The 21433-nt window shown below is 64.9% G+C and carries 23 protein-coding genes and 1 tRNA gene; 18 read left to right on the top strand and 6 right to left on the bottom strand.

Annotated elements, in window-relative coordinates; translation table 11 throughout:
• Positions 1–11: 11 nt before the first annotated feature.
• On the bottom strand, positions 12–2015 hold the full coding sequence (locus ACTHNZ_RS23250; RefSeq protein WP_440544941.1) for a cation:proton antiporter domain-containing protein: 2004 nt from the start codon (positions 2013–2015) through the stop codon (positions 12–14).
• 139 nt (positions 2016–2154) lie between these two features.
• Here ACTHNZ_RS23250 and kdsD point away from each other — a divergent pair, with 139 nt between their 5' ends.
• The 11 genes from kdsD to ACTHNZ_RS23195 all read left to right on the top strand — a co-directional run bounded on the left by kdsD (position 2155) and on the right by ACTHNZ_RS23195 (position 11449).
• Complete coding sequence (gene kdsD, locus ACTHNZ_RS23245; protein ID WP_440544940.1) at positions 2155–3138, top strand: arabinose 5-phosphate isomerase KdsD; 984 nt, start codon at positions 2155–2157, stop codon at positions 3136–3138.
• Positions 3138–3686, top strand: coding sequence for a KdsC family phosphatase (locus tag ACTHNZ_RS23240; RefSeq protein WP_440544939.1), 549 nt, complete (start codon positions 3138–3140; stop codon positions 3684–3686). The genes kdsD and ACTHNZ_RS23240 overlap by 1 nt, the downstream gene beginning before the upstream one ends.
• Positions 3683–4297 (top strand): LPS export ABC transporter periplasmic protein LptC, encoded by a 615-nt coding sequence (lptC, locus tag ACTHNZ_RS23235; protein WP_440544938.1) that lies wholly within the window; start codon positions 3683–3685, stop codon positions 4295–4297. Before ACTHNZ_RS23240 ends, lptC begins: the two co-directional genes overlap by 4 nt.
• Positions 4298–4375: 78 nt before the next feature.
• Positions 4376–4993 carry a lipopolysaccharide transport periplasmic protein LptA gene (lptA, locus tag ACTHNZ_RS23230; RefSeq protein ID WP_440545056.1) on the top strand — a complete coding sequence of 206 codons (618 nt, stop codon included), beginning with the start codon at positions 4376–4378 and terminating at the stop codon, positions 4991–4993.
• A 2-nt stretch (positions 4994–4995) separates the two neighbouring features.
• A complete protein-coding gene (gene lptB / locus ACTHNZ_RS23225; RefSeq protein ID WP_440544937.1) occupies positions 4996–5796 on the top strand; it encodes an LPS export ABC transporter ATP-binding protein in 801 nt (266 codons plus the stop codon).
• A 141-nt stretch (positions 5797–5937) separates the two neighbouring features.
• Positions 5938–7437, top strand: a complete 1500-nt coding sequence (locus tag ACTHNZ_RS23220; RefSeq protein ID WP_440544936.1) for an RNA polymerase factor sigma-54 — start codon at positions 5938–5940, stop codon at positions 7435–7437.
• Between the two features lie 172 nt (positions 7438–7609).
• Entirely contained in the window at positions 7610–7963 is a 354-nt protein-coding gene (hpf, locus tag ACTHNZ_RS23215) for a ribosome hibernation-promoting factor, HPF/YfiA family (protein ID WP_440544935.1), read from the top strand.
• Positions 7964–8256: 293 nt separating this feature from the next.
• Complete coding sequence (locus ACTHNZ_RS23210; RefSeq protein ID WP_440544934.1) at positions 8257–8712, top strand: PTS sugar transporter subunit IIA; 456 nt, start codon at positions 8257–8259, stop codon at positions 8710–8712.
• Between the two features lie 132 nt (positions 8713–8844).
• On the top strand, positions 8845–9813 hold the full coding sequence (hprK, locus tag ACTHNZ_RS23205; RefSeq protein ID WP_440544933.1) for an HPr(Ser) kinase/phosphatase: 969 nt from the start codon (positions 8845–8847) through the stop codon (positions 9811–9813).
• Positions 9814–9876: 63 nt separating this feature from the next.
• The gene (gene rapZ, locus ACTHNZ_RS23200; RefSeq protein ID WP_440544932.1) at positions 9877–10776 is read left to right on the top strand and encodes an RNase adapter RapZ; all 900 of its coding nucleotides are present in this window, start codon (positions 9877–9879) and stop codon (positions 10774–10776) included.
• A 37-nt stretch (positions 10777–10813) separates the two neighbouring features.
• On the top strand, positions 10814–11449 hold the full coding sequence (locus ACTHNZ_RS23195; protein WP_440544931.1) for an LON peptidase substrate-binding domain-containing protein: 636 nt from the start codon (positions 10814–10816) through the stop codon (positions 11447–11449).
• Between the two features lie 41 nt (positions 11450–11490).
• Here the strand turns inward: ACTHNZ_RS23195 and mutY are convergent, their stop codons facing one another.
• Positions 11491–12612, bottom strand: a complete 1122-nt coding sequence (gene mutY / locus ACTHNZ_RS23190) for an A/G-specific adenine glycosylase (protein ID WP_440544930.1) — start codon at positions 12610–12612, stop codon at positions 11491–11493.
• 13 nt (positions 12613–12625) lie between these two features.
• Positions 12626–13453: a bifunctional DNA-formamidopyrimidine glycosylase/DNA-(apurinic or apyrimidinic site) lyase gene (mutM, locus tag ACTHNZ_RS23185; RefSeq protein WP_440544929.1), complete on the bottom strand. Its 828-nt coding sequence runs from the start codon at positions 13451–13453 to the stop codon at positions 12626–12628.
• Positions 13454–13545: 92 nt separating this feature from the next.
• Between mutM and ACTHNZ_RS23180 the strand changes: the two genes are divergently transcribed.
• From ACTHNZ_RS23180 to pth, 7 genes are all read left to right on the top strand, one after another.
• Positions 13546–15384: a tetratricopeptide repeat protein gene (locus ACTHNZ_RS23180; RefSeq protein ID WP_440544928.1), complete on the top strand. Its 1839-nt coding sequence runs from the start codon at positions 13546–13548 to the stop codon at positions 15382–15384.
• On the top strand, positions 15384–16019 hold the full coding sequence (lolB, locus tag ACTHNZ_RS23175) for a lipoprotein insertase outer membrane protein LolB (RefSeq protein WP_440544927.1): 636 nt from the start codon (positions 15384–15386) through the stop codon (positions 16017–16019). The genes ACTHNZ_RS23180 and lolB overlap by 1 nt, the downstream gene beginning before the upstream one ends.
• Before the next feature lie 46 nt (positions 16020–16065).
• Positions 16066–16947 (top strand): 4-(cytidine 5'-diphospho)-2-C-methyl-D-erythritol kinase, encoded by an 882-nt coding sequence (gene ispE, locus ACTHNZ_RS23170; protein ID WP_440544926.1) that lies wholly within the window; start codon positions 16066–16068, stop codon positions 16945–16947.
• 53 nt (positions 16948–17000) lie between these two features.
• Positions 17001–17077: transfer RNA gene (locus tag ACTHNZ_RS23165), tRNA-Gln, on the top strand.
• Positions 17078–17118: 41 nt separating this feature from the next.
• On the top strand, positions 17119–18075 hold the full coding sequence (locus ACTHNZ_RS23160; RefSeq protein ID WP_440544925.1) for a ribose-phosphate pyrophosphokinase: 957 nt from the start codon (positions 17119–17121) through the stop codon (positions 18073–18075).
• 266 nt (positions 18076–18341) lie between these two features.
• Entirely contained in the window at positions 18342–18950 is a 609-nt protein-coding gene (locus ACTHNZ_RS23155) for a 50S ribosomal protein L25/general stress protein Ctc (RefSeq protein WP_440544924.1), read from the top strand.
• Between the two features lie 131 nt (positions 18951–19081).
• On the top strand, positions 19082–19681 hold the full coding sequence (gene pth / locus ACTHNZ_RS23150; protein WP_440544923.1) for an aminoacyl-tRNA hydrolase: 600 nt from the start codon (positions 19082–19084) through the stop codon (positions 19679–19681).
• 65 nt (positions 19682–19746) lie between these two features.
• On the opposite strand, the gene ACTHNZ_RS23145 is transcribed toward pth, so the two are convergent.
• From ACTHNZ_RS23145 to rsmD, 3 genes are all read right to left on the bottom strand, one after another.
• Complete coding sequence (locus tag ACTHNZ_RS23145; protein WP_440544922.1) at positions 19747–20034, bottom strand: YfhL family 4Fe-4S dicluster ferredoxin; 288 nt, start codon at positions 20032–20034, stop codon at positions 19747–19749.
• Between the two features lie 124 nt (positions 20035–20158).
• Entirely contained in the window at positions 20159–20665 is a 507-nt protein-coding gene (coaD, locus tag ACTHNZ_RS23140) for a pantetheine-phosphate adenylyltransferase (protein WP_440544921.1), read from the bottom strand.
• Between the two features lie 111 nt (positions 20666–20776).
• Entirely contained in the window at positions 20777–21397 is a 621-nt protein-coding gene (gene rsmD / locus ACTHNZ_RS23135; protein WP_440544920.1) for a 16S rRNA (guanine(966)-N(2))-methyltransferase RsmD, read from the bottom strand.
• Positions 21398–21433 lie beyond the last annotated feature (36 nt).

Below are 21433 nucleotides of genomic sequence, written 5' to 3'. Positions count from 1 at the left end.
GGCGCGCTCGGTCAGGCGGCCGTCACGCCGGCGCGGCGGTTGCGCAGCAACCGCTCCTCGGCCAGCGCGAGCGCTTCCGGCAATCCCCGCAAAACGAGGATATCGGCCTCTCGCAGCTTCGTTTCAGGGCCGGGCTCGACGCCGCGGATACCGTGGCGCCGTATTGCCGTGACTTCGACACCCATCGAGGCGAGCCCGAGTTCGTCGAGCGTGCGTCCGACGGCGTCGGCATTGCCGTCGACCGCCACCGATTGTAGCCGCACCTGGTCATGCCCTTCCTCGTCGCCCAGATCGTCGGCCCCGTGAAAATAGCCGCGCAGCAGGCTGTAGCGCGCGTCGCGCATCTCTTCCACGCGCCGCACGACGCGCCGCATCGGCACGCCCATCAGCACGAGCGTATGCGACGCGAGCATCAGGCTGCCCTCGACGATCTCGGGGATGACTTCGGTGGCACCGGCGGCGAGCAGCTTTTCCAGATCGGCATCGTCGACGGTGCGCACGATCACGGGCAGCGCCGGCTCGAGCTCGTGCACGTTGTGCAGCACGCGCAATGCCGAGGGTGTGTTCGCGTAGGTGATGGCCACGGCCGACGCGCGATGGATGCCGGCCGAAACGAGCGATTCGCGCCGCGCCGCATCGCCGAACACGACCGATTCGCCGGCCGCGGCGGCCGCGGCGACGCGATCGGGGTCGAGGTCCAGCGCGACATAGGAAAGCCCTTCGTGCTCGAGCATCCGCGCGAGGTTTTGCCCGGCGCGGCCGTATCCGCAAATGATGACGTGGGCATTTTGCCGCAGGCTTTGCGTCGCGATCCGCGTCATCTGCAGCGACTGCTGCATCCATTCCGTCGACGAGAGCCGCAGGACGATGCGGTCGGCGTTTTGAATCATGAACGGCGCGGCGAGCATCGAGAGCAGCATCGCCGCGAGGATCGCCTGCAGCATCGCCGCGTCGACGAGATGCTTGTCGAGGATCAGATTGAGCAGCACGAAACCGAACTCGCCCGCTTGCGCAAGCCCGATGCCGGTGCGCATCGCGACGCCCGGCGTCGCACCGAACAGACGCGCGAGCCCCGTGATCATGACGATCTTGAGCAGCACCGGCGCGATGAGAAACGCCAGCACGAGCAGCGGATGCGCGATCAGCACGCGCGGGTCGAGCAGCATGCCCGTCGTCACGAAGAACAGGCCGAGCAGCACGTCGCGAAACGGCTTGATGTCCTCTTCCACCTGGTGGCGGTACGGCGTTTCGGCGATCAGCATGCCGGCGATGAACGCGCCGAGCGCGAGCGACAGGCCGAATTTGTCCGTGATGAACGCCGCGCCGAGCGTGACGAGCAGCAGGTTCAGGACGAACAACTCCTGCGAGCGCCGCCGCGCGACGACGTTGAACCAGCGCGTCATGAACTTTTGCCCGACGAACAGCAGCAGCGACAGCGCGACGACGATCTTGAACGCCGCGATGCCGAGCGTCATCGGCAGATCCTGCGAATCACCGCCGAGCGCAGCGATCACGATGAGCAGCGGCACGACGGCCAGATCCTGGAACAGCAGCACGCCGAAGATGTTGCGGCCGTGCTCCGTCTCGATCTCGAGGCGCTCCGCGAGCATTTTGCTGACGATCGCCGTCGACGACATCGCGAGCGCGCCGCCGAGCGCGATGCTGCCTTGCCAGGACACGTGCACCCAGCGCTCGAGCAAAAGGCCGACGAGCACCGACACGCCGACTGTGCCGATCACCTGCAGCAGCCCGAGCCCGAAGACGAGCGTGCGCATCGCCCGGAGCTTGGCGAGCGAGAACTCGAGCCCGATCGAAAACATCAGAAAGACGACGCCGAACTCCGCGAGGTTCTGCGCGCGCGAGGAATCGGGCGCAATGCCTAGCGCGTGCGGCCCGACGACGATGCCGACCGTCAGGTAGCCGAGCATCGGCGGCAGATTCAACGAGCGGAACAATACGACGCCCACCACTGACGCGAGCAGCAGGAAAAGCGTCATCTCGAGCGGAGAAATCACGTGTTGAGCGTCCTCGTTCGTCAGCGGAACGCGCGGCCACGCGCCAAGCGCCGCGCATTCGATAGGGGAAGCCTGAGAGCGGCTCTGGCCATGGGTGGGGCCCGGCGCGGCGAACAACGCCTTTGCTATACTCCGGCGAATGATAGCGAAAATCAATGGTGACCGGGCGTTGGCGCTCGCCCGGGAAGTCCTCGACATCGAAGCCGACGCCGTGCGCGCGCTTCGCGATCAGGTCGACGAGCGCTTCGTCGCAGCCGTCGACTTTCTTCTGAGTTGCCGCGGCCGCGTCGTCGTCTCCGGCATCGGCAAGTCCGGCCACATCGCCCGCAAGCTCGCCGCCACGCTCGCCAGCACGGGCACGCCGGCCTTCTTCGTGCACCCGGCCGAAGCGAGCCACGGTGATCTCGGCATGGTCACCGAGGACGATGTCTTCATTGCGCTCTCGAATTCCGGCGAATCGGAAGAGCTCGTTGCGATCCTGCCGCTCGTCAAGCGTATCGGCGCGAAGCTGATCGCGATCACCGGCCGGCCGCAATCCACGCTCGCCACGCTCTCCGACGTCCACCTGAATGCCGGCGTGCAGAAGGAAGCCTGCCCGCTGGAGCTCGCCCCGACGGCGAGCACGACGGCGGCGCTCGCGCTCGGCGACGCGCTGGCCATGGCCGTGCTCGACGCCCGCGGCTTCGGCGCCGACGATTTCGCACGCTCGCATCCGGGCGGCGCGCTCGGGCGGCGGCTGTTGACATACGTTCGCGACGTCATGCGCACGGGCGATCAGTTGCCGCAGGTCCCGGCCGGCGCGACGGTGCGAGATGCGCTGTTCCAATTGACGGCCAAGCGCATGGGCATGACGGCGATCGTCGACGATCAGGGCCGTGTCGAAGGCATCTTCACCGATGGCGATTTGCGCCGCGTCCTCGAACGGACGGGCGATTTTCGCGATTTGCCGATCATCGACGTCATGACGCGCGCACCGCGCACGATCGGTGCCGATCACCTCGCCGTCGAAGCCGTCGAATCGATGGAGCGCCACCGGATCAACCAAATCCTCGTGGTCGATACCGAGGGCAAGCTGATCGGCGCGCTCAACATGCACGACCTGTTCTCGAAGAAGGTGATCTAATGGCCGCTGCGCCTCTCACGGCAAGCGAACGCGCGAGCCGCGTCAAGCTGATGATTTTCGACGTCGACGGCGTGCTGACCGACGGCGGCCTGATGTTCACGGCGCAAGGCGACACGATGAAGTCGTTCAACTCGATGGACGGCCACGGCCTGAAGCTGCTCGGCGAAGCCGGCATCCGCACGGCGATCATCACGGGCCGCCGCTCCGAGATCGTGGCCGCGCGCGCGCACGAGTTGCGCGTTTCGCATCTTTACCAGGGCGTCGCCGACAAGATCGACGCATTCGAGGAACTCATCCGCGAGGCGAACGTGACGGCCGAGCAATGCGGCTACATGGGCGACGACTGGCCCGATCTCGGGGTGCTCACGCGCTGCGGGTTTGCGGCGGCGCCGGCCAATGCGCACCCCGAAGTGATCGCTCGCGCGCATTGGGTGTCCGAAGCACGCGGCGGGCAAGGCGCGGCCCGGGAAGTCTGCGATGCCATCCTGCGCGCGCAGCACCGCTATGAAGCGCTGCTCGCGCAAGCGTGCGGAGCGCACCGCGCATGAACGCCTCGCGCCTGACGTCGCAGCTGTCTCTGGTCGCCCTCGCGGCGCTCGCCGGCGGCACCTATTGGCTGCTGCAAGCGACGCGGCCGCCGGCCGCGCGCGAGACGGCCGGCGCGAAAACCCATACACCCGATTATTTCGCCGATCAGTTCTCGGTCTCCGAGCTCGATCAGTCGGGCACGACGCAATATCGGCTGACGGCGGCCAAGCTCGTGCATTACGAGGACGACGAGGACAGCGACCTCACGCACCCGGCGATCCGTGCGTTCCAGCCGGGCAAGCCGATCGTGACGGCCACGGGCGAGCGCGGCACGGTCAACGGCGATGCATCGATCGTCGACTTGTACGACAACGCGCGCATCGTGCGGGCGGCCGGCGCAGGCGATCCCGAAATGCAAGCCGACTCCTCCCACTTTCGCGTCTTCGTGAACGACGATGTGATCGTGTCGAAAAACCCGGTTAAACTTCGGCGCGGCCTGTCGGTCGCGACGGCAGATGCCATGAACTACAACAATGTCACCCGCGTGATGCAGCTTTTCGGCACGGTCCGGGGCTACATCGCAGCTTCGGATATCTCGGGCGGTGGCACATCCGGCGCCGGTTCGAAGTGACCGCGCCCCATCCTTTCGTAGCGTGACCGCATGAACGAATCGTTCTTTCTCCGCGAGCGCCGGCCAGCGCGCATCGGCATGGCAACGGCGCTTGCGCTTCTGCTGGCTTGTTTCGCCCTCGGGCCCATCGCCGCCCATGCCGAGCAAGCCGACAAGAACAAGCCGATGAACATCGACGCCGACAACATGACCTACGACGACCTGAAGCAGGTCACGGTGTTCACGGGCCATGTCGTCGCCACGAAGGGCACGATCCTGATCAAGGCCGATCGAGTCGAAGTGCATCAGGACCCCGACGGGTATCAGTACGCGACCGGCACGATGGCGCCGGGCAGCAAGGATCTCGCCTATTTCCATCAGAAGCGGGAAGGCGTCGACGAATACGTCGAAGGCACGGCCGAGCGAATCGACTACGATGGCAAGAAGGATTTGACGACGCTGACGACGAACGCCACCGTCCGGCGCCTGCAAGGGCTCACGACCGTGATGGATCAGGTGCACGGCAGCGTCGTGACCTACGACGGCCAGAACGATTTCTATACCGCGCGCGCCGGCAAGGACGTGGCCGGACCCGGCAATCCGACCGGCCGCGTGCGCGCCATGCTGTCGCCGCGCAACGGCGGCCCGGCTCCGCTCAATGGCGGACCGGCCAAGCTTGCGCCGGCGCCGGCGATTCAAGGAAACGGAACGCAGTGAACATGCTATCCACCCCGGCCGCGGCGGCGAGCCCCGCGCCCTCGATCGAGCCGCGGCGCGCGAACAGTTCGCTCGCCGTGCGCAATTTGAAGAAGCGGTACGGCTCGCGCACCGTCGTCAAGGACGTCTCGCTCGACGTCAAGAGCGGCGAGGTCGTGGGGCTGCTCGGGCCCAACGGTGCGGGCAAGACGACGTCCTTCTACATGATCGTCGGCCTCGTGCCGCTCGACGCGGGCGAGATCGTGCTCGACGGCAAGTCGATCAGCCTGCTGCCGATCCACAAGCGCGCGTCGCTCGGCTTGTCGTACCTGCCGCAGGAAGCATCGGTGTTTCGCAAGCTGACGGTCGAGGAAAACATCCGCGCCGTGCTCGAGCTGCAGCGCGACGGGCAGGGTAAGCGGCTGACGAAATCCGCGATCGAAGCGCGCACCGATGCGCTGCTCGACGAGCTGCAGGTTGCGCATCTGCGGGAAAACCCGGCTCTCTCGCTCTCGGGCGGGGAGCGCCGCCGCGTCGAAATCGCGCGCGCGCTCGCGACGAATCCGAGCTTCATTCTGCTCGACGAACCGTTCGCGGGCGTCGATCCGATCGCGGTGCTCGAGATCCAAAAAATCGTCAAATTCCTCAAGCAGCGCAACATCGGCGTCTTGATCACCGATCACAACGTGCGCGAGACGCTCGGCATCTGCGATCACGCCTACATCATCAGCGACGGCTCCGTCCTTGCAGCCGGGGCGCCGCACGAAATCGTCGAAAACGAAAGCGTGCGGCGCGTCTACCTCGGCGAGCACTTCCGCATGTAAGGTCCGGATCGTCCGGGCGCGGCGTTTTTTTGTGCGATCGGTGCGGGCGGCGATCGTGCTTGCGCGCACCGCTGCGCACCGACAAGGCGCCGCGAGGTTCCCGGCGCGTGGCAAAGTCTCTACAATGAAAGACACATTGCCATGAAAGCCAGCCTCCAACTCCGCCTATCGCAGCATCTTGCGCTGACCCCGCAACTGCAGCAGTCGATCCGATTGCTGCAGTTGTCCACGCTCGAACTGCAGCAGGAAGTCGCGATGGCCGTCGCGCAAAACCCGCTGCTCGAATCCGAAGACGAATGGATTGCCAGCCCGCTGCGCGTCGCCGCGGACGGCACCGTCATCGCACAAGCGCCAACGCCCTCGGCGCCGGAGCCGATGAGCGGCACCGGCTCGTCGTCCGAAAGCACGGAACGCAGCGACGGCGCGAGTTCGGAAGAGTTCGGCCCGCTCGGTGGCAGCGACGGCGCCGATTCGTCGCAGTGGAACCTCGACGACTACGGCCGCTCGTCGGGTGCCTCCGACGACGACGACCTGCCCCCTTTGCAGATTCACGAATCGACCACGACGCTGCGCGATCACCTGATGGCGCAGTTGCGCGTCACGCAAGCGAGCCCGCGCGACCGCGCGCTGATCACGTTCCTGATCGAATCGCTCGACGACGACGGCTATCTGACGGCCTCGCTCGACGAGATATTGGCCGATTTGCCCGACGAGCTCGAGGTCGACCTCGACGAACTCGGCGCGGCGCTCGCACTGCTGCACAGCTTCGACCCGGCAGGGGTCGGCGCGCGCTCGGCGTCGGAGTGCTTGCGGCTGCAACTGCTGCGCCTGCCCCCGTCGCCCACGCGCAAGCTCGCGCACGAAATTGCCGCCAACCATCTCGAACTGCTCGCCGCACGCGATTTCACGCGCTTGCGCAAGCAACTGAAGGCCAACGACGACGAACTGCGCGACGCGCATGCGATGATCCGTTCGCTCGAACCGTTTCCGGGGGCGGCCTACGGCAAGGCGGAAGCCGATTACGTGGTGCCCGACATCATCGTGCGCAAAACGTCGGCCGGCTGGCAGGCGGAACTCAATCCCGAGGTCGTCCCGCGCCTGCGCATCAACCACCTGTACGCGAACATCTTGCGCAACAACCGCGGCGATCCGGGCAGCGGTTCACTGCGCCAGCAGCTGCAGGAAGCGCGCTGGCTCATCAAGAATATCCAGCAGCGCTTCGAGACGATCCTGCGCGTCGCGCAGGCCATCGTCGAGCGCCAAAAGAACTACTTCGTGCACGGCGAAATCGCGATGCGCCCCTTGGTTTTGCGGGAAATAGCTGATACGCTGGGCTTGCACGAATCGACGGTTTCGCGTGTGACGACCGGCAAGTACATGCTCACGCCCTTCGGGACGCTCGAGTTCAAGTTCTTCTTCGGCTCGCACGTGTCGACCGATACGGGGGGCGCGGCCTCGTCGACGGCCATTCGCGCGCTCATCAAGCAACTGATAGGAGCAGAAGACTCGAAAACGCCTCTTTCGGACAGCCGCATAGCCGAACTGCTGGCGGAACAAGGATTCGTGGTCGCACGCCGGACGGTTGCCAAGTACCGCGAAGCACTCAAGATCCCGGCAGTCAACTTGCGTAAGTCTCTATAGGCTTTCCGCGTTCCGCGGAGAGCATTTACCGGCCCTGACGCCCTTGGCGGTACCGGCCGGCCGATACGACCCGCCGCTCGTCAGTCTTCGCGGGGTGATGACTCGAGCGGGCCGCTCCCGACCGGCGATGCCGCACCATCGGTGCCTGGCAGCCATTTGTTTGGAGAGCACTATGAATCTGAAGATCAGTGGACACCATCTCGAAGTCACGCCGGCGTTGCGAGAATACTTGATCACCAAGCTCGATAAGGTGCTAAGACATTTCGATCAGGTGATCGATGGCAATGTGGTCCTCTCGGTCGACAACCATAAGGAAAAGGATAAGCGGCAGAAGGTTGAAATCAGCCTTCACTTAAAGGGCAAGGACATCTTCATCGAAAGTGCCAACGGCGACTTGTACGCGGCGATCGATCTCATGGTCGACCGGCTCGATCGACAGGTCGTGCGCCACAAAGGGCGCATCCAAGAACACCAGCACGACGCGATCAAGCATCAAGACGTGCCGCCGATAGGCGAACAAGCCTAGCCGGCAACGCGGCGGCCGGCGCCGAGGCCGCCCCACCCCGCGAAAAGCCGCCCCAAGCAGGGCGGCTTTTTCATGGACGCGCTCGTTGGCGTTCATCGGCGGCGCGCCGACATCTAGCGTGGCGCGGCGCACCATCTGCTTCGGCCCTGTTCTATAATGTGGCGGTTATTGACGGGGCAGCCGGCCGTAGCAGTGCCCGCGGCGCCGGTCCACCGAGCCGACGCATGCGGCCGAAAATCGACAACCAGCCAGTTGCCGCGAGGAGCGCCCGGGCGACGCGTTAGCCTGCCAACATGAATCGTTTAGCCAAATTTCTTCCGCTCGAAAACGTCGTCATCGGCCTTTCGGTTACCAGCAAGAAGCGTGTATTCGAGCAAGCCGGCTTGATTTTCGAAAACCAAAACGGAATCGGCCGCAGCGCAGTCACCGACAACCTTTTCGCCCGCGAGCGCCTCGGCTCGACGGCCCTCGGCGAAGGCGTGGCGATCCCGCACGGGCGCATCAAAGGCTTGAAGCAGCCGCTGGCCGCGTTCGTGCGGCTGGACCAGCCGATTCCGTTCGAAGCGCCGGACGGGCAACCCGTGTCGCTGCTGATTTTCCTGCTCGTGCCTGAACAAGCCACGCAGCAGCATTTGGAGATTCTCTCGGAAATCGCGCAGTTGCTGTCCGACCGCGAAGCGCGCGAACGCCTGCACACCGAACCGGATCGCGAAGAGTTGCATCGCCTGCTCACCCAATGGCACCCTTGAGCTTGTCGTAGCGTCGCCCCCGAGGTTAGGCGCGGCGGCACGGCACCTTCGGGCGCCGTTCATCGGCCTTGGCGGGCAGGTCTGCGCACGTCGTCGCCACGCGTGTCGCGCTCAACCAGGAGCTACGGATTCATGGATACGTCCAGCATCAACGCCCAAAGCATTTTCGACGACAACGCTTCCATGCTCAAACTGAGCTGGTTGACGGGGCACGAAGGCTGGGAGCGCGGTTTTTCCGCCGAGACGGTCGCCAATGCGACGTCGAGCGCCGATCTCGTCGGCCACTTGAACCTGATCCACCCGAACCGGATCCAGGTGCTCGGCGAGGCCGAAGTCAACTATTACCAGCGGCAGTCGGACGACGACCGCTCGCGGCACATGGCCGAGCTGATCGCGCTCGAGCCGCCGTTTCTCGTCGTCGCCGGCGGCGTCGCCGCGCCGCCCGAGCTCGTGCTGCGCTGTACGCGCTCGTCCACGCCGCTGTTCACGACCACGATGTCGCCGGCCGCCGTCATCGATAGTCTGCGCCTTTACATGTCGCGCATTCTCGCGCCGCGCGCGACCTTGCATGGTGTGTTTCTCGACATTCTCGGCATGGGCGTGCTGCTGACGGGCGATTCGGGCCTCGGCAAGAGCGAGCTCGGCCTCGAGCTGATCAGTCGCGGACATGGGCTCGTGGCCGACGACGCGGTCGACTTCGTACGGCTCGGACCCGATTTCGTCGAAGGCCGCTGCCCGCCGCTGCTGCAAAACCTGCTCGAGGTGCGCGGGTTGGGCCTGCTCGACATCAAGACGATCTTCGGGGAAACGGCCGTGCGCCGCAAAATGAAGCTGAAACTGATCGTCCAGCTCGTGCGCCGCCCTGACGGCGAATTCCAGCGCCTGCCGCTCGAGAGCCAGACCGTCGACGTGCTCGGGCTGCCCATCAGCAAGGTGACGATCCAGGTGGCAGCCGGCCGCAACCTCGCCGTGCTCGTCGAAGCTGCGGTGCGCAATACGATCTTGCAGCTGCGCGGCATCGATACTTTGCGCGATTTCATGGATCGGCAACGGATTGCGATGCAAGATCCCGATAATCAACTACCCGGCAAGCTCATGTAGCGTGCATGCGCGCGGGCCGGGCTCTGATGCAAGTGCTATGATGAAACGAACTGGTTCCTCCCCATGCGTATCGTTCTGATCACCGGCATTTCCGGCTCCGGCAAATCCGTCGCGTTGAATGCATTGGCCGACGCGGGTTATTACTGCGTCGACAACCTGCCGCCGCGCTTCCTGCCCGCGCTCGCTCAATATCTCGCGAACGACGAGGAGGGGCACGAGCGGCTGGCGGTGGCGATCGACGCACGCTCGAGCGCCTCGCTCGACGATATGCCCGGCATCATCCGCGATTTGGCGAGCGAGCATGACGTGCGCGTGCTGTTCCTCAATGCCAGCACGCAGTCGCTGATTCAGCGTTTTTCGGAAACGCGCCGGCGGCACCCGCTTTCGGGCTCGCCCGCGCACGACGCCGACGTCGGGCTGCTGGCCTCGCTGGAAGAAGCGATCGAGCGCGAGCGCGAGCTCGTTGCGCCGCTCGCGGAATTCGGCCATCAGATCGATACGAGCAATCTGCGCGCAAACGTCTTGCGCGCGTGGGTCACGCGCTTCATCGAGGAGCAGCGCGAAGGCCTGATGCTGATGTTCGAATCGTTCGGGTTCAAGCGCGGCCTGCCGCTCGATGCGGATTTCGTCTTCGACGTGCGCGCCCTGCCGAACCCGTACTATGACCATAGTCTGCGCCCGCTGACCGGGCGCGACCAGCCGGTCATCGATTACCTCGACGCGTTGCCGATCGTTCATGACATGATCGACGACATCCATGCATTCGTCTTGAAGTGGCTGCCGCGTTTTCGCGAAGACAACCGCAGCTATCTGACCGTCGCCATCGGCTGCACGGGCGGGCAGCACCGCTCCGTCTTCATCGCCGAAACACTCGCCGCGCGCCTCTCGCGCGAGGCGACCGTGATCGTTCGGCATCGCGATGCACCGGTTTCGATCGACGAATCGTCACGTTTGGTGGCTTAACCCGCCGCGGCCTACGCGGCAATTCGAAGCGTGCGCCATGTCCTCCACTCCTGCCGTCTACGCTGACCTGCCGCTCTTTCCGCTGCACACCGTGCTGTTTCCGGATGGGCTGTTGCCGTTGAAGATCTTCGAAGCGCGCTACCTCGACATGGCGCGCGCCTGCCTGCGCGATGACGCTCCGTTCGGCGTCTGCCTGCTCAAGAGCGGCGGCGAAGTCGCTCAGGAAAACGTACCGTGCGTGCCCGAGACGGTCGGCACGCTCGCTCGAATCGAACAGTGCGACGTCGATGAGTACGGCATGCTGCTCGTGCGGGCGCGCGGCACACGCCGATTCCGCTTGCTGTCGCATCGCAAGGAGCCGAGCGGGTTGCTCGTCGGCATGGCGGAGCCGCTGCCCGAAGACGTCCCGCTCGAAGGCGCCGACGCCGTGGCGAAGTTCGGCGCGTGCGCCGAGGTGCTCGAACGGATCATCGACACGATCCGCGAGCGCGATGCGGACAGCGTGCCGTTCGCTCAGCCGTTCCGGTTCGACGATCCGAGCTGGGTCTCGAATCGCCTGTCGGAAGTCCTGCAGATCCCGCTGCGCGCACGCCAAAAGCTCATGGAGCTCACCGACGCCGGCGAGCGCATCGATGCCGTTCATCACTACATGCAGCAACACCAACTGCTGTAGCGCGTGCTCGCTCGATACCGGCATCGGGCAAGCGTCGAACGTCAGATCAGCGAGCCTTTGAGCGCGTCGAGCAATTTGCGCACGGGCGCGGGCACGCCGTAATCGTCGATTCGCGCGAGCGGCACCCAGGCGGTTTCGTCGTCGCACGCCTGCAGTCCGTTCAATGGCGGCGCGCCGGTAAGATCCGCGCACCGAGGCTCGATGTCGAGCTTGAAATGCGTGAACGTGTGCGTGATCGGCGCCAGGCGCTGCAGCGCTTGCGCCCCGTGCCCCGCGCCCAACGCATGGGCCCGCGCCGAGAGCGCCGCTTCGTCGGCCGCTTCGGGCAAACTCCACAAGCCGCCCCAAATGCCCGACGGCGGCCGACGCTCGAGCAGCACACTCGCGCCGTCGCGCAGCACGAGCATCCAGGTGCGGCGCGTCGGCACCGTCTTCTTCGGCCGAGCCGCAGGCAGTTCGCGCTGCCGGCCCGTCGCGCGCGCGACGCAATCGGAGGCGAACGGGCAGCGCGCGCAGTCGGGCTTGCCGCGCACGCACAGGGTCGCACCGAGATCCATCAGCCCTTGAGTGTAGGCGCTCACATCGTCGCCCGACGCATCCCCGCCCGGCATCAGATCTTCGGCCAGCAACCACATCGCGTTTTCGACGCGCTTTTCGCCCGGGAAGCCTTCGATGCCGAACACGCGCGCGAGCACCCGCTTGACGTTGCCGTCGAGAATCGTTGCTCGGGCACCGAAGGCAAACGAGGCAATGGCCGCCGCCGTCGAGCGGCCGATGCCGGGCAATTGCGCCAATTGCTCCGGTGAATCGGGGAATGCTCCCCCGTGCCGCTCCATGACGGCCTGCGCGCACCGGTGCAAGTTGCGCGCGCGCGAGTAGTAGCCGAGACCGGCCCATAGCGCCATGACCTCGTCGATCGGCGCGCGCGCCAGCGCCGCGACGTCGGGAAAGCGCGCCAGAAATTTCCCGTAATAAGGAATGACGGTCGAAACCTGCGTTTGCTGGAGCATGATTTCGGACAGCCAGATCCGGTACGGATCGCGCGTGTTCTGCCACGGCAAGTCGTGACGCCCGTGCGTGCGCTGCCACGCGATCAGCCGTGTGGCGAAAGCCGCTTGCAGCGGCGCGGCGGGGGATCCCGCGAGAATCGGAGAAGCGGACATGGATTGAGCGGAATCAGCGCTGGCAGTGCGCGCAGTAATAGGTGGAGCGTTGCCCTTGGACGATTTGCCGAATCGGTGCGCCGCAGACGCGGCAGGGCTCGCCGGCGCGATCATAGACGAAGCACTCGAGCTGGAAGTAGCCGCTCGCCCCGTCGCTGCCGACGAAATCGCGCAGCGTGCTGCCGCCACGCTCGATGGCCGCGGCGAGCGTCGTGCGCACCGCCTCGGCCAGGCGCTCGCAACGCGCGCGCGAGACGCGGCCCGCGGGCGTGGCCGGCCGAATGCCGGCGCGAAACAGGCTCTCCGACGCATAGATGTTGCCGACGCCGACGACGATCTCGCCCGCGAGCAGCACTTGCTTGATCGACGCCGTGCGCCCGCGCGTGCGGCGAAAAATGAGCTCGCCGCTGAATTCGTCGCTGAACGGCTCGACGCCGAGGCTCGCGAGCAACGGGTGCGTGCGCACGTCGCCGTCGGCGCGCGCATGCCAGAGCACGGCTCCGAACCGGCGCGGATCGCGGTAGCGCAGCACGAATTCGTCGAAGATCCAATCGATGTGGTCGTGCTTGGCCGGCTCGCTCGCCTGCTCGTGCGGCAGCACGCGCAACGTGCCCGTCATGCCGAGATGGACGATGAACCAGCCCGCGTCGATTTCGAACAGCAAGTATTTGCCGCGCCGCTCCACCTTGCGCACGGCTTGCGAGGCGAGCGTGGCCGCGAGATCGGCCGGCACGGGCCAGCGCAGCGCGCGCGTGCGCACGTCGACGCGCTCGACGCGGCGACCGGTGACGTGCGGCTCGATGCCGCGCCGGGTGACTTCCACTTCAGGCAACTCGGGCATGGGGCGGGGATAGGTGTGTAACTTGCATGGTCCAATTCTGCGTGTATTGTAGCGAGCGCGTTACAATCGACCGAAACCTCGAACGGATCTCCATGATTTTGTCCATCAAGCAGCTTTTCTCGCGCCCCGTCGGCGCCCGCCCCGCAAGGCGCCCGGCGCCGGCGGGCCGCATCGTCGGTGCGGTTCTGTGCGCTTGGACGTTGGCCGCGCTGCCCGCGCATGCTCAGGGCGGAGGGCCCTCGGACGATAGCGCTCCGGCCGCCACGGACCTCTTCGGGCCTTCGCTGCCGGAAGAAAAGAAAGACCTGCCGGACGTTCCGCTGACGAGCCAAATCGTGTTTCAGGTGCTGGCGGCGGAAATTGCCTTGCAGCGTAATCAGCCGGCGCCCGCGTATCAAACCTATCTCGCGCTCGCGCGCGATACGCACGATCCGCGCATGGCGCAGCGAGCGGCCGAAATCGCGCTCAGCGCGCAAAGCCCGTCCGACGCGCTGGCGGCCGCGCAGCTCTGGCACGAGTACGCGCCCGATTCCGAGGAAGCGGTGCAATTGGATGCCTCGCTGCTGGTTTTGTCGGGCAAGCCGGACCAGGCGGAACCGATGCTCGCGGGCGAACTGGCAAAGGTGTCGCCCGAGAACCGCGGTAGCGCCTTGATCGCGCTGCAGACACTGATTTCGCGTGGCCCGAACCGCGTAGGCGGCCTGCAGGTGCTGAAGGACCTGCTGAAAAACGACATGGACCGCCCCGAGGCACAGCTCGCACTCGGCCGGCAGCAACTGCTCGCCGACGATCGGCCCGCGGCGCGCGCCTCGTTCGAGCAAGCCTTGAAGCTCAAGCCTGACTTTCTGCCGGCGGCGCTTGCGCTCGGCCAGATGGGCCCCGATGAGCGCAAGGAAGCCATTGCGTCGTTTGAATCGTACGTCAAGCAAAATCCGAAGGAACGCGATGCGCGGCTCGCGCTCGCCCAGCTGTATCTGTCGGGCGATCGGCTCGACGATGCGCAAAAGCAATTCGAAGCATTGCGCACGATGGACCCGCAAGATCCGATGCCGCTGCTCGCGCTCGGGCTCATCAAGGTCCAACAGAAGCAATACGACGCGGCGCAAAAGTATCTGACGCAATACGCCGGCTTGACCGAAAAGACGCCGGGCGCCGATCCGGGCCAGGCCTATCTGTATCTGGCGCAGCTCGCGCTCGAGCAAAAGCACGAAGACGAAGCCGCGAAATGGCTCGACAAGGTCCCGCAGTCGAGCCAGCAATACGTCACTGCGCGCGTGACGCGCGCGCAGTTGCTGGCGAAGAACGGCAAAATCGACGATGCGCGCCGGATGCTTGCCGGCATTCAAACGGACGATCCGCACGAGCAAGCGGCCGTCGCGCGCACGGATGCCGCGATTCTGTTCGATGCGAAGCGCTATCGCGAAGCGGAGTCCCGTCTGCAAGAGGCGAACGCGGCCTTCCCGAACGATCCCGAGATTCAGTACGACTACGCGATGGCGGCCGAGAAGAATGGCCACTACGATCTGATGGAAAGCGTGCTGCGCAAGGTCATGCAAGAGCGGCCCGACAACCCGCAGGCCTACAACGCCTTGGGCTATTCGCTTGCCGATCGCAATCAGCGCCTCGATGAAGCGAACAAGCTGATCGAGAAGGCATCGGCGCTCGCCCCGAACGATGCCTTCATCATGGACAGCCTCGGCTGGGTCAAGTATCGCCAGGGCGATACGACCGACGCCGCGAAGCTGCTCAAGCGCGCCTATGACCTCCAGCCGAATGCCGAAATCGGCGCGCACCTCGGCGAGGTGCTGTGGAAGAGCGGCGAGCAAAGGCAGGCGCTCGAAGCCTGGCGCCGCGCGCGGAGGCTCGAGCCCGACAACGGCACGCTCGTCAAGACGCTCGAACGCTTTCAAGTGAACGCCAACGATCTCTGATGCAGTTTTCACCCATTCTAGCCACCGCCACAGCCTCCTATCGCCGCGCGGCGCTGTCCGTCGCAGCCGTATTCGCCGTCGCGCTCGCGGGCTGCGCCGTCACGCCGACGCACGGCCCCTCGACGTCGAATGCCACGCCGGAGCTCTCGACGCAGACGATGCATGCCTACCATGGCCGCTTCTCGGTTCGCTACGTCGATCAGAACGGGCAGACGCGCAACGCCTATGGCAACTTCGATTGGCAGCAGCAAGGCGATACCGTCACGCTGCAGCTTCTGAATCCGTTCGGGCAGACGCTTGCGATCGTCACGTCGTCCCCGGCATCGGCCACGTTGGAAGTGCCGAACCGGCAGCCGGTGACGGCCGAGAACGTGAGCGAGCTCATGCAGCGCACGCTGGGCTTTTCGCTGCCGATCGAAGGGCTGCGGTACTGGCTCGAATCCTCGCCCGCGCCCACGTCGCGCGCGAAGACGATCACCGATCCGCGGGAAAGCTCGCGCCTGAAGGAGATCGACCAGGAAGGCTGGACGATCGAGTACCTGGCCTATGCCGATGCGCCCGCCACCGGGGTCAAGCGCCTCGATCTGACGCGCGAGGCCCCGCCGCTCGACATCAAGCTCGTCCTCGACCGCTGATCGCCGACCGCGAGCCGCTTTTCTCTGGCCTGACACCGCTTTTCACATGATCGAAACGCCCGATTCGCTGCGCGGCTGCGCGGCTCCCGCCAAGCTCAACTTGTTCCTGCACATCACGGGCCGCCGGCCCGACGGCTATCACGCGCTGCAGACGGTGTTCCAACTCCTCGATTGGGGCGACGCGCTCCATTTCACGCTGCGCGAGGACGGACTCGTGCATCGCAAAACCGACGTGCCCGGCGTGCCGGAGGCGAGCGATCTCGTCGTGCGCGCGGCCATGCTGCTCAAGGCCCACACAGGTACGCGGCTCGGCGTCGACATCGAGCTCGACAAGCGCCTGCCGATGGGCGCGGGCCTCGGTGGCGGCAGCTCCGATGCCGCCACCACGCTGCTGGCGCTCAATCGGCTCTGGAAGCTGAATCTGGCCCGCGGCGTGCTGCAGGAACTGGCATTGCAGCTCGGCGCCGACGTGCCGTTTTTCGTCTTCGGGAAAAACGCGTTCGCGCAGGGTGTCGGAGAAGCGCTCGAGGCAGTACAATTGCCGCCGCGCTACTTCCTCGTGGTCACGCCGAGGGTGCACGTTCCGACGGCAGCGATTTTTTCCGATAAGTCGTTGACAAGAGATTCGGAAGCCGTCACAATTACGGACTTTCTTGCACAGCAAAACTGCAACGCAGGATGGCCTGAAAGCTACGGCCGGAATGACATGCAGCCCGTTGTCGTGGGAAAATACGCGGAAGTCGCGCAGGTGCTCGAATGGTTCAAATCCATTGCACCGGCACGGATGACCGGATCGGGCTCGAGTGTATTTGCAGCCTTCCGGAGCATCGCCGAAGCGGAAGCGGCGCAAGCTAAGCTGCCTGCAGGTTGGGTGAGCGCCGTGGCATCGAGTTTGGATACGCATCCACTCTCCGCGTTCGCGTCATAGGTTTTGCCTCGTCGGGGCTGTCTCGCAGGCCCGACGAAGCTCAGAGTCAGTGTAGGGGAGTCGCCAAGTTGGTCAAGGCACCGGATTTTGATTCCGGCATGCGAGGGTTCGAGTCCTTCCTCCCCTGCCAAACATTCCCGCAGTTCCCGCCTCTCCAGCAGCAGGTGCACGATGAGCAGCCATGACGGCCTGATGGTTTTTACTGGCAACGCAAATCCGGCGCTTGCTCAGGAAGTCGTCAAAATCCTCGGTATTCCTCTCGGCAAAGCGATGGTCAGCCGTTTTTCGGACGGTGAGATCCAGGTCGAGATTCAGGAAAACGTGCGCGGCAAGGACGTCTTCGTCCTTCAGTCCACGTGCGCGCCGACGAACGACAACCTGATGGAGCTGATGATCATGGTCGATGCGCTCAAGCGCGCGTCGGCAGGTCGGATCACCGCAGCCATCCCCTACTTCGGCTATGCCCGTCAAGATCGTCGCCCGCGTTCGGCGCGCGTTGCGATCTCGGCGAAGGTCATCGCCAACATGCTGGAAATCGCGGGCGTCGAGCGGATCATCACGATGGATCTGCATGCCGACCAGATTCAGGGCTTCTTCGATATCCCCGTCGACAACATCTACGCGACTCCCGTGCTGCTCGGCGATCTGCGCAAGCAGAACTACGAGAATCTGCTCGTCGTGTCGCCGGACGTCGGCGGCGTCGTGCGCGCCCGTGCGCTCGCGAAGCAACTCAATTGCGATCTGGCCATCATCGACAAGCGCCGTCCGAAGGCCAACGTCGCCGAGGTGATGAACATCATCGGCGAAGTCGAAGGCCGCACCTGCGTGATCATGGACGACATGGTCGATACCGCGGGCACGCTGTGCAAGGCCGCGCAAGTGCTCAAGGAGCGCGGCGCGAAGCAAGTCGTCGCCTATGCGACGCATCCGGTGCTGTCGGGCGGTGCGAGCGAGCGCCTCACGAACTCGTCGCTCGACGAATTGGTCGTCACCGATACGATCCCGCTCAGCGACGAAGCGCGCGTATGCGCGAAGATTCGCTCGCTGTCGTGCGCGGGGCTGCTCGCCGAGACTTTCTCGCGCATCCGGCGCGGCGATTCGGTCATGTCGCTGTTCGCCGAGAGCTGAGCATCACGAATCGGTTGTCGGTCTGTCGGTCCATTGGTCTAGCCGCATGTCGAACGCGGATGGGCTAGGCCTCGAGACCTTGGCATTACGTCGAAGGCGCCGCATTCCAGGGCGGCTTCGGCAACTGGGCGCGATTCGGTCACCGATTCGGTCACCGAAAGGCGCCGTTTTCGTCTGGAGCCCGAGCCCGCCGTCGGCATTGCGCCGCCGGCAGCAAAATGGCTCCGTTTCACTGCCTGGTCGCGGGCAGCTATTGGAGATAGAACATGAAAGTCGTCGCTTTCGAGCGTAACCTGCAAGGTACGGGTGCGAGCCGCCGCCTGCGTAACTCCGGCAAGACGCCGGGGATTATCTATGGCGCAGCTGCGGAACCCCAACTGATCGAGCTCGATCACAACGCGCTGTGGCACGCGCTGAAGAAGGAAGCCTTCCACTCGTCGATCCTCGACATCGAACTGGCCGGCAAGTCGCAACGCGTGCTGCTGCGTGACGTGCAATACCACCCGTTCCGCCAGCTCGTGCTGCACGTCGACTTCCAACGCGTCGACCCGAACAAGAAGCTGCACACGAAGGTGCCCGTGCACTTCATGAATCAGGAAACGAATCCGGCCGTGAAGCTCGGCGGCGCGATCATCTCGCACGTCGTCACGGAAATCGAAATCGAGTGCCTGCCGGGCGACCTGCCCGAATTCGTCGAGCTCGATCTCGCGAAGATCGAAGCCGGTCAATCGCTGCACGCGAAGGACATCACGCTGCCGAAGGGCGTTTCGCTCGTGGCGCACGTCGAAAGCGAAAACCCGGTCGTCGCAGCAGCGGCGGTGCCGGCTGGTGCCGCGGCTGAAGCCGCTGCGGAAGGCGAAACGCCCGCCGCATAAGGCGTTTCTCGCGCCTATCCTCTCGATCCGTTTCATTGAAACGGACGACGTGACCCGCCGCGGCTTGCCCGGCGGGTTTTTTTTCGTCCTGCCGGCCTCGCATTGTCGAGCCGGCTTTCCGGCAACCAAGCATGATCAAGCTCATCGTCGGGCTCGGTAATCCGGGCGCGGAATATACGGCCACCCGGCACAACGCCGGCTTTTGGCTCATCGATCAACTCGCGCGCGACGCGGGTACCACGCTTCGCGACGAACGGCGCTTCCACGGGTTCTATGCGAAGGCGCGTCTGCATGGGGAAGAAGTGCACCTGCTGGAGCCGCAGACGTATATGAATCGATCGGGGCAGTCCGTCGTCGCTTGCGCCCATTTCTTCAAAATTCTGCCCGATGAAATCCTCGTCGCGCACGACGAGCTCGACCTGCCGCCCGGCGCCGTCAAGCTCAAGCTCGGCGGCGGCAGCGGTGGGCATAACGGGCTCAAGGACATCTCCGCGCATCTGTCCTCGCAGCAGTATTGGCGGCTGCGGATCGGCATCGGCCATCCGCGCGATTCGATTCCGGAAAGTGCGCGAGCAGGCGCGAAGCCCGACGTGGCTAACTTCGTGCTGAAGCCGCCGCGCAAGGAAGAACAGGATGTCATCGATGCGGCGATCGAGCGCGCGCTCGCGGTGATGCCGCACGTGCTGAAAGGTGGGCCCGAGCGCGCGATGATGCAGCTGCATAGCGGCTAGTCACGCAGGTTCCGAGACCGCCGCCGGCATCCCGCTCAGGCGCATCGTCGCGCCGTCAGGGCCGATCAGGATTGGCTGGCGCCCTTCTGCTCATCGGCCTTCGCCTTTGCGGCCTGAAGGGCGTGATACTTCGCCAGTAGTTCGTCGGGGGTCTCGGCGTGCTGCGGGTCGTTGGGAATGCATTCGACGGGGCAGACCTGGCGGCACTGCGGTTCGTTGAAGTGGCCGACGCATTCGGTACACTTCGATGGGTCGATCACGTAGATGTCGGGCCCCATCGAGATCGCGTCGTTCGGGCACTCGGGCTCGCAAACGTCGCAGTTGATGCACTCGTCGGTAATGAATAAAGCCATGCTGTCACCGGAAAAACGATATCGAGCGGTTCGCGGCGCGCGAAACGCTTGCTGCAAGCTCGATATTTTACGCCCGGGCTTGCTTCGGCGCAGGCAGCGTTCCTGCGCTAGCGGCTTTCGACGCTCAGTTACGCGGCTGCGCCTTTTGAGTCATCTCGGCAACCTTGTCCTTGAGCCACTTCTCGACTGAAGGAAACACGAATTTGCTGACGTCGCCGCCAAGCTGGGCGATCTCTCGCACGATCGTGCCCGAAATGAACTGATACTGATCCGACGGCGTCATGAACATCGTTTCGACGTCGGGCAGCAAGTAGCGGTTCATGCCCGCCATCTGAAATTCGTATTCGAAATCGGACACGGCACGCAGGCCGCGGACGATCACGCGCGCGTTGTTCGCGCGCACGAAGTCCTTGAGCAAGCCCTTGAAGCTCGCCACCTGCACGTTCGGATAGTGACCGAGCACTTCCTGTGCGATATCGAGCCGTTCCTGGAGACTGAAGAACGGCTTCTTGCTGCGGCTGTCGGCAACGCCGACGATCAGCGTGTCGAAAATGCTCGACGCGCGCCGAACGAGGTCTTCATGACCGCGCGTAAGCGGATCGAACGTACCCGGGTACACGGCGACTACCATCGACCATCTCCTGTCATTCCTGTTTGGGACGCGGGCATGCGTTCGCGAGAACGGCCGCCAGCCTTGACGCGGCTTACCGTGGCCGGCGTCTATTGCTGTTCGAAACGCGCATTATTCATCATTTTCGCGCTGCAGCAAATGATAGTGTACGGCGCCTGCCTTGCCTTGTCGCGCGATGCCCCAGCCGGCCAGCGCGTCTACTTCCGCAAGCGCCAAGGGCGCTCCCGATTCAACATACAAAAGCCCGCCTTCGGCGACGAGCGGCACGGCCGCTTCGAGCGAGCGCGTCAGCATGAGCGGCTCGCCGAACGGCGGATCGAGGAAGACGACGTCGAACGAGCGCGGCGGCAAGCCGGCCGCCAGCCTCAACCCGTCCGCCTCGACCACTTCGACGGCCTGCGCCGAGAGGCGCGCGCGGATCTCGTGCAGTTGGCGCGCCGCCTTCGCGTTGCGCTCGACCATCAGCACGCGCGCAGCCCCGCGTGAGGCCGCCTCGAAGCCGAGCGCACCGGTGCCCGCGAACAGATCGAGGCAGCGCGTGCCATCGAGCCGCTGGCCGAGCCAATTGAAGAGCGTTTCGCGCACACGATCGGGCGTCGGCCGCAAGCCGTCGAGATCGAGCACTTGCAGCGGCGTGCGCTTCCAGTCTCCGCCGATGATGCGGACGGTGTGCGGCTTGCCGCGGGCGGGCGCTGCGTGGGATGCGCGAGGAGCGGACGAGGAACGAGGCATGCGGGCGAAAACGAACGAAAAGCCAGGGGACCCGAC

The sequence above is a fragment of the Trinickia sp. genome (genome assembly GCF_051953955.1).
Lineage (GTDB): Bacteria > Pseudomonadota > Gammaproteobacteria > Burkholderiales > Burkholderiaceae > Trinickia.
Note: the sequence above shows the minus strand (reverse complement) of the source record. Positions and strands in the feature narration are given on the sequence as shown.